The organism is Pigmentiphaga sp. GD03639 (assembly GCF_029845405.1).
Classification (GTDB): Bacteria; Pseudomonadota; Gammaproteobacteria; order Burkholderiales; family Burkholderiaceae_B; genus Pigmentiphaga; species Pigmentiphaga daeguensis.
In genome coordinates, this window is sequence record NZ_JAOCLR010000004.1 from 170,772 (window position 1) to 187,388 (window position 16,617).

General features: G+C 68.5%; 12 protein-coding genes. All 12 read left to right on the forward strand.

The annotated features are described in order from the left end of the window. The 12 genes from nagZ (at position 1) to N5K27_RS06235 (ending at position 16,611) form a co-directional block, all read left to right on the forward strand. The gene (gene nagZ, locus N5K27_RS06180; RefSeq protein WP_087840655.1) at positions 1 to 1,062 is read left to right on the forward strand and encodes a beta-N-acetylhexosaminidase; all 1,062 of its coding nucleotides are present in this window, start codon (positions 1 to 3) and stop codon (positions 1,060 to 1,062) included. 10 nt (positions 1,063 to 1,072) lie between these two features. Continuing rightward, complete coding sequence (gene uvrC / locus N5K27_RS06185; protein WP_087840556.1) at positions 1,073 to 2,998, forward strand: excinuclease ABC subunit UvrC; 1,926 nt, start codon at positions 1,073 to 1,075, stop codon at positions 2,996 to 2,998. 43 nt (positions 2,999 to 3,041) lie between these two features. Next, positions 3,042 to 3,611 carry a CDP-diacylglycerol--glycerol-3-phosphate 3-phosphatidyltransferase gene (gene pgsA / locus N5K27_RS06190; RefSeq protein WP_279815243.1) on the forward strand — a complete coding sequence of 190 codons (570 nt, stop codon included), beginning with the start codon at positions 3,042 to 3,044 and terminating at the stop codon, positions 3,609 to 3,611. 83 nt (positions 3,612 to 3,694) lie between these two features. Next, complete coding sequence (locus N5K27_RS06195) at positions 3,695 to 4,909, forward strand: MFS transporter (RefSeq protein ID WP_087840558.1); 1,215 nt, start codon at positions 3,695 to 3,697, stop codon at positions 4,907 to 4,909. 447 nt (positions 4,910 to 5,356) lie between these two features. Beyond that, complete coding sequence (locus N5K27_RS06200; RefSeq protein ID WP_165963295.1) at positions 5,357 to 8,998, forward strand: AAA family ATPase; 3,642 nt, start codon at positions 5,357 to 5,359, stop codon at positions 8,996 to 8,998. Positions 8,999 to 9,179: 181 nt separating this feature from the next. After that, the gene (locus tag N5K27_RS06205; protein WP_087840656.1) at positions 9,180 to 10,523 is read left to right on the forward strand and encodes an aromatic ring-hydroxylating dioxygenase subunit alpha; all 1,344 of its coding nucleotides are present in this window, start codon (positions 9,180 to 9,182) and stop codon (positions 10,521 to 10,523) included. A 12-nt stretch (positions 10,524 to 10,535) separates the two neighbouring features. Beyond that, entirely contained in the window at positions 10,536 to 11,078 is a 543-nt protein-coding gene (locus N5K27_RS06210; RefSeq protein WP_087840561.1) for a 3-phenylpropionate/cinnamic acid dioxygenase subunit beta, read from the forward strand. Positions 11,079 to 11,094: 16 nt separating this feature from the next. Further along, entirely contained in the window at positions 11,095 to 12,072 is a 978-nt protein-coding gene (locus tag N5K27_RS06215) for a tripartite tricarboxylate transporter substrate binding protein (protein ID WP_087840563.1), read from the forward strand. A 3-nt stretch (positions 12,073 to 12,075) separates the two neighbouring features. Further along, entirely contained in the window at positions 12,076 to 12,309 is a 234-nt protein-coding gene (locus tag N5K27_RS06220; protein WP_087840565.1) for a hypothetical protein, read from the forward strand. Next, positions 12,306 to 13,589, forward strand: a complete 1,284-nt coding sequence (gabT, locus tag N5K27_RS06225; RefSeq protein WP_087840567.1) for a 4-aminobutyrate--2-oxoglutarate transaminase — start codon at positions 12,306 to 12,308, stop codon at positions 13,587 to 13,589. The genes N5K27_RS06220 and gabT overlap by 4 nt, the downstream gene beginning before the upstream one ends. Continuing rightward, positions 13,586 to 15,151, forward strand: a complete 1,566-nt coding sequence (locus tag N5K27_RS06230; protein ID WP_087840569.1) for an acetolactate synthase large subunit — start codon at positions 13,586 to 13,588, stop codon at positions 15,149 to 15,151. The genes gabT and N5K27_RS06230 overlap by 4 nt, the downstream gene beginning before the upstream one ends. Before the next feature lie 29 nt (positions 15,152 to 15,180). Continuing rightward, positions 15,181 to 16,611, forward strand: coding sequence for an aldehyde dehydrogenase family protein (locus N5K27_RS06235; RefSeq protein WP_132980460.1), 1,431 nt, complete (start codon positions 15,181 to 15,183; stop codon positions 16,609 to 16,611). Positions 16,612 to 16,617 lie beyond the last annotated feature (6 nt).

Genomic DNA, 16,617 nt, shown 5'->3' on the forward strand with positions numbered 1-16,617 from the left:
ATGACTGCATCTCTTTCTTCCTTGCCTGCACCCGGCCCCGTGATGGTGGACGTGGCGGGTTTCGAACTGACCGCGGCCGAGGCCGAGCGGCTGCGCCACCCGCTGGTGGGCGGAGTGATCCTGTTCGCCCGCAATTTCCGCGACCGGGCGCAACTGACCAGGTTGACCGCCGACATCCACGCCGCCCGCGGCGAGCCGCTGTTGATCGCGGTCGACCACGAGGGCGGACGGGTCCAGCGTTTCCGCAGCGATGGCTTCACGGCGCTGCCGCCCATGCGGGCCCTGGGCCGCCTGTGGGAAAGCGACCCGCTCGAAGCCATGCGCATGGCGACCGATACCGGCCGGGTGCTGGCCGCCGAGCTGCGTGCCTGCGGCGTGGACCTGAGTTTCACGCCGGTGCTGGACCTGGATTTCGGCGAAAGCCGCGTCATCCGCGACCGGTCCTTCCATCGCGATCCGCGCGTGGTGGCCATGCTGGCCCGGGCCTTGATCCAGGGGCTGGCGCTGGCCGGCATGTCCGCCTGCGGCAAGCATTTCCCCGGCCACGGCTTTGCCGCCGCCGATTCCCACTACGAGATCCCGGTGGACGACCGGTCGCTGGACGAGGTGCTGGGCGAGGACGCGCAGCCCTATCGCTGGCTGGGCGATGCCATCCTGGGCGCCGTGATGCCGGCCCACGTCATCTATCCGCGGGTCGACAAGTCGCCCGCCGGGTTCTCGCGCAAGTGGGTGACGACCGTGTTGCGCAAGCGCCTCCAGTATGGCGGCGTGGTGTTCTCCGACGATCTCACCATGGAAGGCGCCTCGGTGGCGGGCGACATCCATGGCCGGGCGATGGCCGCGTTGCGCGCGGGCTGCGACATGGTGCTGGTCTGCAACCGGCCCGACATGGCGGACGACCTGCTGGGCCGGCTCGACTGGGTCCAGGATCCGGCCTCGGTGGCGCGCATCCGGTCGCTCAAGCCGAGGTTCGCCGCGCAGGACTGGCAGGCGCTGACGGCCGATCCGGCCTATCGCAAGGCCCGCAAGGCGGTCCAGGCCCTGGCGCGGGCCGGCGCCTGAGGAGGGCGACATGGCCGGCCGCAAGAAGGACGAGAACCAGGCCCCGGAGACGACGGCGCAGCCGGACGCGCCCGTGGCGCCCCCGGCGTCGCCCGCTCCGGCCGCCGCGGAAGAGCCCGGGCAGGCCTTCGACATCAAATCCTTCCTGGCGCAGCTTCCGCACCTGCCGGGCGTGTACCGGCACATCAACGCGGAAGGCGAGGTGATGTACGTCGGCAAGGCGCGGGACCTGAAGAAGCGCGTTTCCTCGTATTTCCAGAAGCAGGTGGGCAGCCCGCGCATCGCGCATATGCTGGCCCGCGTGGCGCGGGTCGAGGTCACCGTGACGCGCTCCGAGGCCGAGGCGCTGCTGCTGGAAAACAACCTGATCAAGTCGCTGGCGCCGCGCTACAACATCCTGTTCCGCGACGACAAGTCCTATCCCTACCTGAAGGTCAGCGGCCATGCGTTCCCCCGCATCGCGTACTATCGCGGGACCACCGACCGCGCCAACCAGTACTTCGGCCCTTTCCCCAACGTGTGGGCGGTACGCGAAAGCATACAGATCCTGCAGAAGGTCTTTCGCCTGCGCACCTGCGAGGACACGGTCTTCGCCAACCGGTCGCGGCCGTGCCTGCTGTACCAGATCCACCGCTGTTCCGGGCCCTGCGTGGGCCTGGTCTCGCAAGAGGACTACGCCCTGGACGTGGACCGGGCCACGCAGTTCCTGCGCGGCCAGACCCAGGCCGTGCTCACGGACATCGAGACGCGGATGTTCGCCGCCTCGCAGGAGATGCGCTTCGAGGAAGCCGCCGCCCTGCGCGACCAGTTGTCGGCCCTGTCGCGCGTGCTGCACCAGCAGACCATGGAGGGGGGCAGCGGCGATACCGACGTGATCGCGGTCGACATGCAGGGGGGCAAGGCCTGCGTGAACCTGGCGATGGTGCGGGGCGGGCGCCACCTGGGCGACAAGGCCTTCTTCCCTTCGCATACCGATGGCGATTCGCCCGCCGAGGTGCTGGAGGCCTTCATGTCCCAGCACTACATTGACCGTGCCTTGCCCGGCACCATCGTCGTGTCGCACCCCTTGCCCGACGCCGACTTGGTCGCGATGCTGGCGGAGCAGGCCGGATCGAAGGTCAATCTCGTCAAGCAACCGCAGGGCGTGCGCAAGAGCTGGCTCGAGCAGGCCAGGAAGAACGCCGAACTGGCGCTGGCGCGAGTGCTGGCCGAGGCCGGGTCGCAGCAGGCGCGCACCGCGGCCCTGGCCCAGGTGTTGGGCATAGACGCCGACGAGGCCGCGCTGGAAACCCTGCGCATGGAGTGCTTCGACATCAGCCACACCGCCGGCGAGGCGACGCAGGCCTCGTGCGTGGTCTACCACCACCATGCCATGCAGCCCAAGGAGTATCGTCGCTACAATATCGACGACATCACCGGCGGCGACGACTATGCGGCCATGCGGCAGGTGCTGACGCGCCGCTACGAGAAAATCGCCGATGGGGGAGGGATCATGCCCGACGTCGTGCTGATCGACGGCGGCAAGGGGCAGGTCGAGATCGCCCGCCAGGTGTTCGCCGAACTGGGGCTGGACATCGGGCTGCTGGTCGGCGTCGCCAAGGGGGAAGGGCGCAAGGTGGGCTTGGAGACGCTGGTTTTCGCCGACGGCCGCGAGCCGCTGGCGTTGGGGGGCGAGTCGGCCGCGCTGATGCTGGTCGCGCAGATCCGCGACGAGGCGCACCGGTTCGCCATCACCGGCATGCGGGCGAGGCGGGCCAAGGCCCGCAACGTGTCGCGGCTGGAGGAAATCGAGGGTGTCGGCGCCAAGCGCCGGCAGCGCCTGCTGGCGCGCTTCGGCGGCCTGCGCGGGGTGATCTCGGCCAGCGTGGAGGACCTGGCGTCCGTCGAGGGCATCTCCCTGGAACTGGCCGAGCGCATCCATCGCCAACTGCACTGACCCCTGCCGAGAACTTTTCCCCGTAGCCTGTTAGCATTCGACCATGCCTCTGAACCTGCCGATTATCCTGACCTGGGTGCGGATCGCCATGATCCCGCTGGTCGTCAGCGTGTACTACGTACCGGAGCATGTGCTGCCCACGGCCGTGCGCGATGCGGTGGCCACGGGCATGTTCATCTTGGCCGCGCTGACGGACTGGCTCGATGGCTGGCTGGCGCGGCGGCTGAACCAGACATCCTCGTTCGGCGCCTTCCTGGACCCCGTGGCCGACAAGCTCATGGTCAGCGCGGCGCTGCTCGTGCTGCTGAACCTGGGGCGGGTCGACGCCATGATCGCACTGGTCATCATCGGCCGCGAGATCACCATTTCGGCCCTGCGCGAATGGATGGCCAAGATCGGCGCCAGCACCAGCGTCGCCGTGCACTGGCTGGGCAAGTTCAAGACCGCGGCGCAGATGACCGCGATCCCGTGCCTGCTGTACGGCGGACGCGTGGCCGGCATCGACACGCTTTGGTGGGGGTCGAGGCTGATCGAGATCGCCGCCGTGCTGACCGTGTGGTCGATGATGTATTACCTGCAGCGGGCCTGGCCGGTCATCCGGCGATCTGCCTAGGGCCGGCACGGCGGGATTCGCGGCGCAGTCCGCAGAGCAATAAAGCAGGAGACGACGTGCAGCAAGCATTGGCCGCCCCCGGGATGAGGTTCGCCCGGCGCAGGCTCGACTGGAAAGTCATCGGACTGGTGGGAATCGCCCATGCGAGCTCCCATTTCTTCCAACTGGTGATTCCTTCGTTGTTCGCGCCGCTGGCGGCGGAGTTCGGACTGGGATTTGCCGAACTGGGGGTCCTGGTCGCGGTGTTCTATGCGATCTCGGGCGTGGGCCAGGCCAGTTCCGGCTTCGTGGTGGACCGTGCGGGCGCGCGTCCGGTCCTGTGGTTCGGGCTCGCCTGCTTCGTCGTGGCGGGCCTGCTGCTCGGGCTGGCCAGCAACTATGGCTGGCTGATGGCCGCGGCCGTGGTGGCCGGCATCGGCAATTCGGTGTTCCACCCGGTTGATTTTTCCATCCTGAACCGCCGCGTCAGCAGTCCCCGCCTGGGACACGCCTTCAGCGCGCACGGCATCACCGGGAATCTGGGCTGGGCCACCACGCCCATATTCATCACGACGCTCACCCACCTGTTCAACTGGCGGGTCGCCGCCTTCGGCGCGGGCCTGCTGGTGGCAGTCATCCTGGCCATGACGGTGGTGGGCCGGCGCCTGCTGGCGGTGGAGGCGGCACGCCGCCCCGCCCGCGGGCGCCGCCTGGACGCGGCCCCGGCGGGTACGTCGCTGGGCGCGCTGCTGATCAACCCCGTGGTCTGGGGGGCCTTCCTGTTCTTCATGTTTTCGTCCGTCGCGATCTCGGCGGTCCAGAACTACACCATTCCCATCCTGGGTTCCATCTACGGCATCTCCAGCGTGACCGCCAGTACCGCGCTGTCCGGCTACATGGTGGCCGGCGCCTGCGGAATGGTGCTGGGCGGATTCCTGGTCTCCAGCGGTCCCTACAGCGAGCGCATCGTCGGCATGTCCTTCGTGGCGGCCGGCGCGCTGTTGGCCCTGCTGGCCACCGGCTGGCTGCCGGTGGCGGCGGCGGTACCCTGCGTCGCCCTGGCGGGGTTGTGCGCGGGCGTCGCGGGGCCGTCCCGCGACATGCTGGTACGCCGGGTCACGCCGCGCGGCGCCACGGGCTCGGTCTACGGATTGGTGTACTCCGGCATGGACACGGGTTCGGCGTTGGCACCGCTTGCCTTTGGCGTGATGCTGGATGCGGGCCTGCGGCAGGGGCCCTACCTGGGCGCATTTCTTGCGTTCGTACTCGCGGCCTTCTTCGCCGCGCTGATCGCCGCCAAGGCGCGGCGCGTGCACTGAGCTGCCCGGCCCGCCGAGCGCGGGCCTGCCTTCGCTGCGGCGATTCATGTCTTGTCTTTTTGTCAGCGTAAAACCGACTGAAACATGTTGCACATGCCAAGTTCGCATGATTGTGACATTCTTTTCAATTGGAAAAGATTCGCGGAACGACAACCTCTAGCAAGCGGTCTATAAATGATGTATTTAAGTCACCCAAACGCAAAATAAGGGGCCACGAAAAGGCTTCGGCGCGCGGCTTGAAACAGCCGTCACGCATGAACCGTAAGCTTGGGACTCGGCCGCGGCGGTAAGCCTGGCGGGCTCGCTCCCGGCACGGTTCTCTTCAGACATCTATTGCGCGGAATCCACGAGGCTATGCGATCTTCGCTCTCTTTGTACCTGTTGGGGCCCCTGGCCATGGAAAGCGCGGATGGACCGCTTTCCATTCGTTACAACAAGGCAAGAGCGTTGCTGGCGTACCTGGCACTCGAGGGCGGCTTCCATACGCGCGAGGCGCTGGCCTTCATGCTGTGGCCCGACGCCAGCGTGCAGGCCGGCCGGGAAAACCTGCGGCGCATGCTGTTCCTGCTGAAGGACGCCCTCAAGCCCGATGCGATCGAAAGCAGCCGCGACGTGCTCAGGCTGCGCGCCGAGGCCGGCTTGTGGACCGATGTCGGAGCCTTCACTTCCGTGCTGGATGGGGAGCAGCGCGCGCTGGCCATGGGTGCGGTGATCGACTCCGAGCGCATCGCGCATGCGGTGGCGCTGTATCGCGGCGAATTCCTGCAGGGGCTGGAGCTGGACGATGCGCCCGACTTCGGTAATTGGGTGCAGATGCGCCGGGAGCAATATCATCAGCGCTATCTCCAGGCACTGGGGATGCTGGTCGAGAGCCACGAGCGGGAAGGGAACCTGCAGGCCGGTATCGAATGCGCCGAGCAATGGGTGACCGTCGCGCCGCTGGACGACACGGCCTGGCATCAGATGCTGCGTCTGCTGGTGAAGGCCGGCCAGCTGGATCGGGCAAGGCGCGAGTTCCAGCGTTATCGCCATCTGCTCGACATGGAGCTGGGAACCACGCCGGATGCCTCGGTGGCGGCGCTGCTCGAGGCGCCTGGCGCGGGCCGCGAGGCCGGAGCGCGCCGGCAGGCGCCGATGGGCGAGCGCCGCCAGCTGACCGTGCTTTCCTGCGAATTCGAGGTGACCGGCGAACCCGAGGACATCGCCGAGGTCCAGCATCAGCTGATGGCCTGCTGCGAACCGACGCTGCGGGCCGCGGGTGCCCACGTCGTGCGCATGCCCAGCGGGCTGCTGGCCTATTTCGGTTATCCCTTCGCGCAAGAGGATTCCGCGCGGCGCGCCGTGACGGCGGCGCTGGTGTGCCACAACAGCATCTGGTCGCGGCATTGGGGCGACGAGGAAAGCAGCCTGCCGGTGCGCGTCGCCTTGGGCGTGCATACCGGCATCGCCATCAGTTCCGCCGAGAACGACGTTCCCGACGCGGGCGGGATGGTGTCGCGCCTGGCGCTCCAGCTTGGCGCCATGGCCGGCGGGGCCGGCGTGGCCGTCAGCGACGTCACCCTGCACCTGCTGGGCGACGAGTACGGTATCGAGCCGGCGGGACAGCTGACCGACTGGTCCCGCGGTGTCGAGGTGCAGGTTTTCCTGGTCAGCGGCAAGCATTCCCCGGAACGGCAGGACGCTGCGCGCGCGTTCTGCGGGCGGGACGAGGAAATGGCGCGGCTCGTCGACGCCTACCACCGGGGAGGGTGCTACGTCGGCCTGGTGCGCGGCGAGGCGGGGCTCGGGAAGTCCTTTCTCGTGGAGCATTTCTGCGACACCCTGCAGGTCGAGCGCGTCGTCCTGCAATGCTCGTCCGAGCTCAGGCAGATGCCCTATCACCCCTTCGTGCGATGGATGCGCGCCTGCGAGCGCCTTGCCGCCGAACCGTCATCCCTGCCCGAAAGCGCGCAGCGCATACTCGAGACGATCGGCCAGCGCATGATGGTCGGGGCACAGGCGGGTACACCCGGCCCGGGCATGCCCGGCGCGGTGGACGAGATCGGCGCCTTGTGCCACGAATTGCTGCGGGTCATGGTGCCCGAAGGCGGTGTCATCTGCTTCGACGACGTGCATTGGGCCGATCCTTCCACGCGCGACGTCCTGGCCCTGCTCGTGGAGCATCCTTTGCCCGACCGGATGCTGCTCATTACCGCCCGGCCCGAGTTCGTGCCGCCGTGGAAGCACACGGTCGCGGTCGATCATCTGGACCTGGGGCCCATGGACGATTTCGCCGTGGTGGACCTGGTGCACGCGGTGGCCGATGGCGAGGACATCGACGCGGAGCTGTTGCGCGACATCATCAAGCGTTCGGAAGGGATTCCGCTGTATGCCGAGGAACTGACCCGCGACGTGCTGGCGGACCGGCGGGATCCGTCCGCGCCGTGGTCGCTGCCCGCTTCGCTGCAGGACTTGCTGATGGCTCGCATCGACAGCGTGGGCCGCGCGCGCCCCGTCGCGCAATTCGCCTCGGTAGTGGGCGGCGAGTTCACGCTGGACCTGCTGGCCGACGCCACGGGCGAGCCTCGCGCCGAGCTGGCCGAGGCGCTGGCCATCATGCTGCGCCAGAACATCATCGTGCGCTGCGACGAAAAGGCCTACGCCTTCCGCCATACCCTGCTGCGCGAGGCGGCCTACCAGTCGCAGACGCGCGTGGCGCGGGGCCAGGCGCACGCGCGCCTGGCCCGGCGGCTCGAATCCAGCCTGGCCGAGGGCAACCCGGAGGTGCTGGCCTGGCATTACTCCGGCGCCGGCAGCCGCGCGCCCGCCGTCAAGTACCTGCTGGAGGCCGCGCGCAAGGCGGCCGCGCAATGCGCATATCGCGAGGCGGTCAGCTACTATCGCAGCGCGCTGGAATGGTTCGAGCGGCAGGGCGAGGGCATCGACGCCATCATGGAGGAGTTGCGCATCCGGATGGAGTTCGGCATCCAATTGTGCGCGCTCTACGGTTTCGGTTCCGAGCAGGCGGTGGAGACCTTCCGCTCGGCGCTGACCCTGGCGCAGCCGCTGGGCGACGACCCCCGGCTGTTCCCGATCTATTGGGGGCTGTGGACCAGCGCCAGCTCATGGGCCAATTTCTCGATGACGCTGACGCTGGCGGAAACGCTGCTGCGGATGGCGGGCACCGCCGGGGATCCCAACCTGCTGTCCCACGCCTACTATGCGCGGGGCTACAGCCATTTCTTCCTGGGGCGCTTTGCCGAGGCGGTGGCGGATCTCGAACACGGCGCCAAGGCCTACCAGCCCCAGCATGCCAACCTGGCCCTGGGCGAGGACGCCCGCGTCACCAACCTGGCCGTCCTGTCCATCGCCTGCTGGCATACCGGCAGGGTCGAGGACGCCTTGCAGGCCTCTCGTGAATCGGTGGCGCATGCGCGGCGCATCGGCCACCGCTATTCGCTGCTGTACGCGCTGGTGTCGGCCACCGAGCTGCACCGGCTGAACCGCGAGGTCGACGAGGTCGCCACCCTGTCGTCCGAAGCCTTGCAGATCGCGCGCGAGATGGGAACGCCGCTGTGGGCCGTCTGCGCCGAGACCAGCGAGGCCTGGGTCAAGGCCGTGCGCGGAGACGCCACGGCGCTGGCGGAGATGGCCTCGTGCGTGCAGCGGATTCCCGCCATCATGAAGGGGATCGCGCCCCTGCTGGTCGCGCGGTGGACCGATGCATGCGACCTGGTGGAGGACGTCGGCGCCGGGCTGGACGCCACCACGCATGGGCTGCGCGAAGTCACGCAGACCCAGGCCCGCTACCTCCAGTCCGAGTTCGAGCGCATCAAGGGCAAGCAGTTGTTCCGCCAGGGACAGCCGGCCAGCGTGTTCCGGCCATGGTTGGAGCGGGCGCTGGAAACCGCCTGCGCGCTGGATTCTCCGCTGCTGGCGCTGCGTGCGCTGACCAACCTGGTGCGCTACGCCTGTCCCGTCCCCGACGCCGGGCACTTGGCCCTGATGGCCCGCATGATGGCGCGCGTGCAGGGCGGCGACGGGCTGTGGGAAGTCCGGGCCGCGCGGGGCCTGCTGTCCCGCTACGGCGCGCAAATGGTCCTGCGCTGAGGACGCCCCGCCACGCGGGCGCGGGGCCGATATTCACGTCAGCCATACCCGGTATGGCTGGGGCTGCGTAGACACCCGAAGGCCTCGCCTCTACCTTTGACACATGTCCGGCAGGACGCCGGCGCGCCATCCGGCCGCGCCCGCATTCCAGCCGCCGTTCACGCATTCCGGAGAACGATACATGAGTCGGAAGTGGTCCCCGCAGCAACTGGTCGATGCCGAGCAGGGCACGGTCAGCCGCGAAGTCTACGTCAACCAAGACATCTTCCAAGAAGAACTGGAGCGCATCTTCTCCCGGGCCTGGCTGTTCGTCGGGCACGAGAGCATGGTGCCCAATCCCGACGATTACTTCGTCAGCCGGATGGGCAATGATTCGGTCATCCTGACCCGGGACCGGCAGGGGCAGCTCCAGGTCCTGCTCAACAGCTGCCTGCATCGCGGCATGCGGCTGTGCCGCTACGACCAGGGCAACAATCGCACCTTCACCTGTCCCTACCACGGCTGGAGCTATTCCACCGACGGCAAGCTGGTGGAGCGGGCTGGCGAGCTGGTGGGCGTGCCGGGCTTCAAGACCCATTACTACGGCGAGCTGGACAAGAAGAACTGGGGCCTGAAGTCGGTGGCCAAGCTGGTCAACTACAAGGGCACGATCTGGGCCACCTGGGACGAGAACGCGCCGTCGTTCGAAGAGTACCTGGGCGACATGAAGCTGTACCTGGATTTCGCCCTGGACCATCGTGATGGCAGTCCCGGCGGATCGGAGATGATAGGCGGCGTGCAGAAGTGGCGCATTCCCTGCAACTGGAAGACCGCGGCCGAGAACTTCAACGCCGATCTCTACCACGACATCAGCCACCGCTCGGTGGACGTCGTGGGCATCGGACCGGGCGGCAAGGGCCGGCGCGATCCCACGCCCCATCGCGTGTCGATCTCCTTCAAGGACCTGGGGCACGGGCTGGTCGGCCGCGCGCCGTACTACGAAGAGAACCCGTACACGCCGATCTTCGCGAACTATCCCGAGGTGGAGCAGTACTACCGCAAGGTATACGAGGAGCGCGAGAAGAACCTGGCCGGCACCATGCGCGTGCTGCACAGCGTGGGCACCATATTTCCCAACATGGCGGTGCACGGCCGCCAGCCGCGCACCATCGCGGTATTCCACCCGGTCAGCGCGACCGAGACCGAGATGTGGCGCATCTATCTCGTGGACAAGGACGCCCCGCAGGAGGTGAAGGACGCGGCGCGCGCCTACTACCTGCGCTATTCGGGGCCGGGCGGCATGACCGAGTCCGACGACATGGAGAACTGGTGCTACGCCACCGAGTCGAGCACCGGGACCATCGCCCGCACGCTGCACTACAACTACCAGATGGGCATCGGACACGCCAAGCCCGTGCCCGGCCTGCGCGGCGCGGTGACGACGGGCGAGTTCACCGAAGAGAACAACCGGAACTATTACGCGAGATGGGCGCAGTTCATGGAAGGGCGCTCGTGGGACGAACTCATGCCCACCTACGACGAATAAGCGGAGCGCGCCATGACCGACACTCACCTGAATACCGACCATGCCTTCCTGTTGCGCGAGATCGAGCAGTTCTTCTACCGCGAGGCCGACCTGCTGGACGAGCGCCGCTTCGACGAATGGCTGACGTTGCTGCACGAGGACATCCGCTATTGGATGCCCATCGCGCGCAACGTCAGGCGTGACAACCGCGAGCGCGAACGCACCCGCGAGGGCGTGGAAGCGGCGTGGTTCGACGAAGGCATCCAGACGCTGCGCCAGCGCGTGGAGCAGATCAACACTGGCATGCACTGGGCCGAGGAGCCGGCCTCGCGCACCTCGCACCTCCTGACCAACGTGCGCATCCTGGAGACCTCCGGCGCCGGGCTGGAGGAGGAAGTCCGGACCCGGTCGCGCTTCATCGTCTACCAGAACCGCCTGGATACCGAGGTCGCCTGGTTCGTCGGCAAGCGCAACGACACGCTGCGCCGCACCGACTCGGGCTGGAAGGTCCTGCGGCGCGAGATCCTGCTGGACCAGACCGTGCTGCTGGGCAAGGCGCTGACCGTCTTCTTCTGACTGGGGGTAACGAAACATGGATCGTCGAGATGTGCTGAAGATGCTGGCCGGCGCCGCGGCGCTGGGCGGCTGTCCCGCGTGGGCCCAGGACGGCTTTCCGTCGCGCATGATGAAGGTCGTGGTCGCTTATCCGCCGGGGGGCGTGACCGACATCGCCGGCCGGCTGATGGCGGAAATCCTGAGCAAGGAATTCGGCAAGCCCGCCATCGTCGAGAACAAGGGCGGCGGCACGGGCACCATCGCCCAGCAATACGTGCTGCAACAGCCGCACGACGGCCACGTGCTGCTGTCGGGCGGGCTGGGGGGCCTGATCCTGCCGGTCATCCTGAATCCCAACCTGCCGGTGGACCCGCAGGCGAGCTTCACGCCGGTGGCGCAGGTGGCGGAGTTCGTCAATGTGCTGCTGGTGGGGCGCGACGTGAAAGCGCGCAACGTGAGCGAACTGATCGCGTACGCCAAGGCCAATCCCGGCAAGCTGAACTACGCCACGAACGGCGTAGGCACCTCGGCCCACTTCACCTCGGAGCTGTTCAACCTCCAGGCCGGCACGAAGGTGATCCACATTCCCTACCGGTCCAGCGGCGAGGTCATCTCGGGCCTGCGCAACGGCGACGTCCACATGGCATTCGCCAACGCGCCCGCGGTCAACGCGCTGGTCAAGGCAGGCACGCTGCGCGCCATCGCGGTGACCAGCGCCAACCGCACCAAGGAACTGCCCGACGTGCCGACCATGGTGGAGTCGGGCATGCCGGACTTCGTCGTGACCAGCTGGCTGGGCGCCTACGCGGCCGCCGGCACGCCGGCCGACGTCGTCAGGAAGCTGGGCGAGGTCATCGTGCGCGGCGCGCAGCAGCCCGAGAACGTGCAGCGTTTCGAGACCGTGGGATTCCAGGTCTCGACCAAGGATGCGGCCGCCTATGCCGCCTTCAACCGCGCCGAGCTGGCGCGGTGGAAAGAGGTGGCGCGGCTGGCCAACATCCGCGCCGAAGGGTGAAGCATGAGCGGACACAATGCGCTGAATCTGATCCACATCAAGCCGGGAGCCCGGCTGCGTACCAACGAAGGGGCGGTCGTGGAGCTGGTCGAGAACCCGCAGGACGGCGTCTGGCTGATCTGCCGCTACGTGGAGCATCCGTCCGAGCCGGAACTGGTCGGCGATGCCGAACAGACCGTGTTCGCGCAGGACATCGTCGGCCTGGCCGACGCCAACCAACAGGGAGAAGGGTCGTGACCGCGAGCTGGACCGACAGGAAGAATGCGGCCTGCCCGCGAGGCGTGGGCCTGGTGACGGAAATCTACGCCGCGCAGGCGGCGGGCAGCGAACTGACCGACGAGACGGGGCGCCGCTACATCGACTTCGCCGGCGGCATCGGCGTGCTGAACGTCGGCCACAGGCATCCCCGGGTGGAGGCCGCCATCGTCGAGCAGGCGCGGCGTTTCACGCACACCTGCTATCAGGTCGTGCCCTACGCATCCTACGTGAGGCTGGCCGAGCGCCTGAACGCGCTGGTGCCGGGCGATTTCGACAAGAAGACGGTGTTCTTCACCACCGGGGCGGAAGCCGTGGAGAACGCGGTCAAGATCGCGCGCGCGGCCACGGGCAGGACCGCCGTCATCGGCTTCACCGGCGCCTTCCATGGACGCACGATGATGGGGCTGGCGCTGACCGGGAAGGTCGCGCCCTACAAGACGGGTTTCGGTCCATTCCCGGGAGACGTCTATCGCGTGCCGTTTCCGTCCGCCGACACGTCCGAGGCGGTGGCCCGGTCCCTGGCCGCGCTCGAGGACCTGCTGCGCTACGACGTCGAAGCCGCCCGCGTGGCCGCCATCGTGATCGAGCCCGTGCAGGGGGAGGGCGGCTTCCATCCGGCGCCCCAGGCGTTGATGCGCGGACTGCGCGCGCTGTGCGACCGGCACGGCATGCTGCTTATCGCCGACGAGATCCAGTGCGGCATGGGGCGTACCGGGAAGATGTTCGCGATGGAACACTTCGGCGTGGCGGCGGACCTGACGACGGTGGCCAAGAGCCTGGCCGGCGGCATGCCGCTGTCGGCCGTGGTCGGGCGTGCCGAGGTCATGGATGCCGTGGCGCCCGGCGGCCTGGGCAGCACCTACGCGGGCGCGCCGCTGGCGATCGCCGCCGCGCATGCCGTCCTGGATGTGTTCGAGCAGGAAAACCTGCTCGAGTCCGGCAACGAGCTGGCCCGCGTGATGCGTGGGCGCCTGGAGGCGGCGCGGGCCCGGCATGGCTGCATCGGCCAGGTACGCGGCCTCGGTCCCATGCTGGCCATGGAACTGCTGGACGAACAGGGGCGGCCCTCGGCCGCGCTGGCCCAGGCCGTGCGCGAGCACGCGCTGGCGCGCGGGTTGATCCTGCTGGTATGCGGCAGCTACGGCAACGTGATCCGTTTCCTGTTCCCGCTCAACACGCCCATGCCCCTGTTCGAACGGGGCATGGACATCATCGACGCCGCGCTGGTCGAGGCGACCCGGCAGGAGCTGGTGGCATGAACGTTCCCACCCGGCAGACCGGTGCCGAATGGCTGCTGCGCAGCGCCGCCGCCTCCGGCATCGAGGTCTGTTTCGCCAATCCCGGCACAACCGAACTGCCCTTCGTCGGCGCGATGGATGCCGTGCCGCAGGTGCGGCCCATCCTGTGCGCCTTCGAAGGCGTATGTTCCGGCGCCGCCGACGGCTATTACCGCATGCGCGGCACGCCGGCGATGACGCTGACCCACCTGGGACCCGGGTTCGCCAACGCCATCGCCAACCTGCACAACGCCCGGCGAGCCGGCTCGTCGGTCTACAACGTGATCGGCGAGCACATGTCTTGGCACGTCGAGGCCGATCCGCCGCTGGCCAGCGATATCGAGTCGCTGGCGCGGCCGGTATCGGCCGGCGTCTACCGGGCCGATTCGCCCGCGTCGCTGGTGATGTCGGTACGCCAGTCCCTGGCCAATGCGATGGCGCCGCAAGGAGGCATCCATACCCTGATCCTGCCCATGGACCTGCAGGCGGCGGCGATGGACGAGCCCGTGTTCGCCGCCCGCGTGCCGGACTCTCCGGCGGTGCTGGAAGCCAGCCTGGTCGAACAGGTGGCGGCACATGTCGCCGCGGGCAGGAAGACCCTGTTGCTGCTGGGCGGCGACGCCCTGCACGAGCCGGCGCTGATGGAAGCATTGCGGTTCCAGGGCCTGGCCAACGTCGAGGTCGTGGGCGAGACTTTTCCCGCGCGCAGCGAACACGGCGGCGGCCTGCCGGCCATCCGCCGCTTCAATCCCGCTGCCGAGCAGGCCCACGCCTATCTGCTGGGCTTCGAGCTCGTGGCGCTGGTCGGCGCCAGGCGGCCGGTGGCCTTCTTCGGCGTGGAGGGCTATCCCAGCTACCTGGGCGATCCGGCGCGCATGGTCGAGCTGTGCCAGGAAGGGCGGGGCGGCTCCGCCACGCTGGCGGCCCTGGCCGACGACCTGAAGCTGGCCCGGCGCGGCCTGGCGCCGGCCGAGCGCGTGAGCGACCAGGACCTGGGCGAGGACCTGACGCCCGAAAGCGCCGCGCGGGTGGTGGCCGCCTGGCTGCCGGAACAGGCCATCATCTCGGCCGAGGGCAAGACCCTGGCCTTCCCCTTCAACGCCATTGCCGCGCGGACCGCGCGCCATGCCAGCATCGTGCTGACCGGCGGCGCGATCGGCCAGGGCATACCGGCCGCGTTCGGCGCCGCCATCGCCGCGCCGGACCGCAAGGTCGTGGGCCTGCAATCGGACGGCAGCGCGCTTTACACGGTACAGGCCCTGTGGTCGATGGCGCGCGAGAACGCCGACGTGACCATCCTCATCGCGTCCAACCGCCGCTACAACATCCTGATCGACGAGATGCGCCGCAACGGCTATGAACTCGCTTCGCCGCCGGTGAGGGACCTGCTGCAGCTCTCGCGCCCCGACCTGGACTGGCTGGGCATGGCCGCGGGTTTCGGCGTCCATGCCGAACGCGCCACGACGGTAAGCGAATTGCGGCGCTCGTTCCGGCGCGCCATGGCCGAACGCGGACCGCGACTGATCGAGGTCATGCTGCCCTGAGCGGCGCCAGCCACGGAAGAATCGAAGACATGCATGCGAACTACATAGCGGGACAATGGCTGGAAGGCGAGGGCGCCACGCGCGACATCAATCCTTCCGACGTGGCCGACCTGGTCGGCGAATACGCGCACGCCACCCCGGCGCAGGTGGACCTGGCGATCGCCGCGGCGCGCGACGCGGCCCACCGATGGGGCCTGGCCAGCGCCACGCAGCGCGCCGAATGCCTGGATGCGATCGGCATCGAGCTCCTGCGGCGCAAGGACGAACTGGGGCGGCTGCTGGCCCGCGAGGAGGGCAAGACCCTGCCCGAGGCCGTGGGCGAGACGGTGCGCGCGGCCGCCATCTTCCGCTTCTTCGCCGGCGAGGCGCTGCGGGTGCGGGGCGACCGGCTGCCCCAGGCCAGGACCGGCGTGGACGTGGAGGTCACGCGCGAACCCGTGGGCGTCGTGGGGCTGATCACGCCATGGAATTTTCCGCTGGCCATCCCCGCCTGGAAGATCGCCCCGGCACTGGCGTACGGCAACACGGTGGTCTTCAAGCCGGCTGACCTGGTGCCCGGCAGCGCGTGGGCGCTGGCGGAGATCATCAGCCGCGCCGGCCTGCCCGAGGGGGTCTTCAATCTCGTCATGGGACGCGGCGCCGTGGTCGGACAGGCCATGCTGGACGACGCGCGCATCGACGCGCTGAGCTTCACCGGGTCGGTGGCGACCGGCAGGCAGGTGGCGCAGGCCGCCACGCGGCGGCTGGCCAAGGTGCAGATGGAAATGGGCGGCAAGAATCCGCTGGTCGTGCTGGACGATGCCGATCTGGGCCAGGCCGTCGAGTGCGCCGTCCAGGGGTCTTTTTTCTCGACCGGACAGCGCTGCACCGCGTCGAGCCGGCTGATCGTCCAGCGCGGCATTCACGAGCGCTTCGTGCGGGCGATGAAGGAGCGCATGGCCGCGCTGCGCGTGGACGACGCGCTGGCGCCCGGCACCGACATCGGGCCGGTGGTGGATGCGCGCCAGTTGCAGCAGGACGAGGAATACCTGCGCATCGGCCGCGACGAAGGCGCCACGCTGGCCCAGGGCGGCCGGCGGGTGGCGCGCGCCAGGGAGGGCTACTACCTGGAGCCGGCGCTGTTCACCGATTGTTCCAACGACATGCGCATCTGCCGCGAGGAAATCTTCGGACCGGTCGCGGCGGTGATTCCCGTGGCGGACTATGACGAGGCGCTGGCCCTGGCCAACGATACCGAGTTCGGCCTGTCGGCAGGGATCTGCACGACCTCGCTCAAGCATGCCACGCACTTCAAGCGGCATGCCCAGGCCGGCATGGTGATGGTGAACTGCCCGACGGCCGGGGTGGATCCGCATGCGCCGTTCGGCGGCCGCAAGGGATCGAGCTATGGACCGCGCGAGCAGGGGACCTATGCGGCCGAGTTCTACACCACCGTGAAGACGGCCTACACCCTGGCCTGAGCGGCC

Coding starts and splice junctions, on each gene's coding strand:
- nagZ (WP_087840655.1), top strand. CDS start 1: ATGACTGCATCTCTTTCTTCCTTGCCTGCACCCGGCCCCGTGATGGTG.
- uvrC (WP_087840556.1), top strand. CDS start 1,073: ATGGCCGGCCGCAAGAAGGACGAGAACCAGGCCCCGGAGACGACGGCG.
- pgsA (WP_279815243.1), top strand. CDS start 3,042: ATGCCTCTGAACCTGCCGATTATCCTGACCTGGGTGCGGATCGCCATG.
- N5K27_RS06195 (WP_087840558.1), top strand. CDS start 3,695: ATGAGGTTCGCCCGGCGCAGGCTCGACTGGAAAGTCATCGGACTGGTG.
- N5K27_RS06205 (WP_087840656.1), top strand. CDS start 9,180: ATGAGTCGGAAGTGGTCCCCGCAGCAACTGGTCGATGCCGAGCAGGGC.
- N5K27_RS06210 (WP_087840561.1), top strand. CDS start 10,536: ATGACCGACACTCACCTGAATACCGACCATGCCTTCCTGTTGCGCGAG.
- N5K27_RS06215 (WP_087840563.1), top strand. CDS start 11,095: ATGGATCGTCGAGATGTGCTGAAGATGCTGGCCGGCGCCGCGGCGCTG.
- N5K27_RS06220 (WP_087840565.1), top strand. CDS start 12,076: ATGAGCGGACACAATGCGCTGAATCTGATCCACATCAAGCCGGGAGCC.
- N5K27_RS06230 (WP_087840569.1), top strand. CDS start 13,586: ATGAACGTTCCCACCCGGCAGACCGGTGCCGAATGGCTGCTGCGCAGC.
- N5K27_RS06235 (WP_132980460.1), top strand. CDS start 15,181: ATGCATGCGAACTACATAGCGGGACAATGGCTGGAAGGCGAGGGCGCC.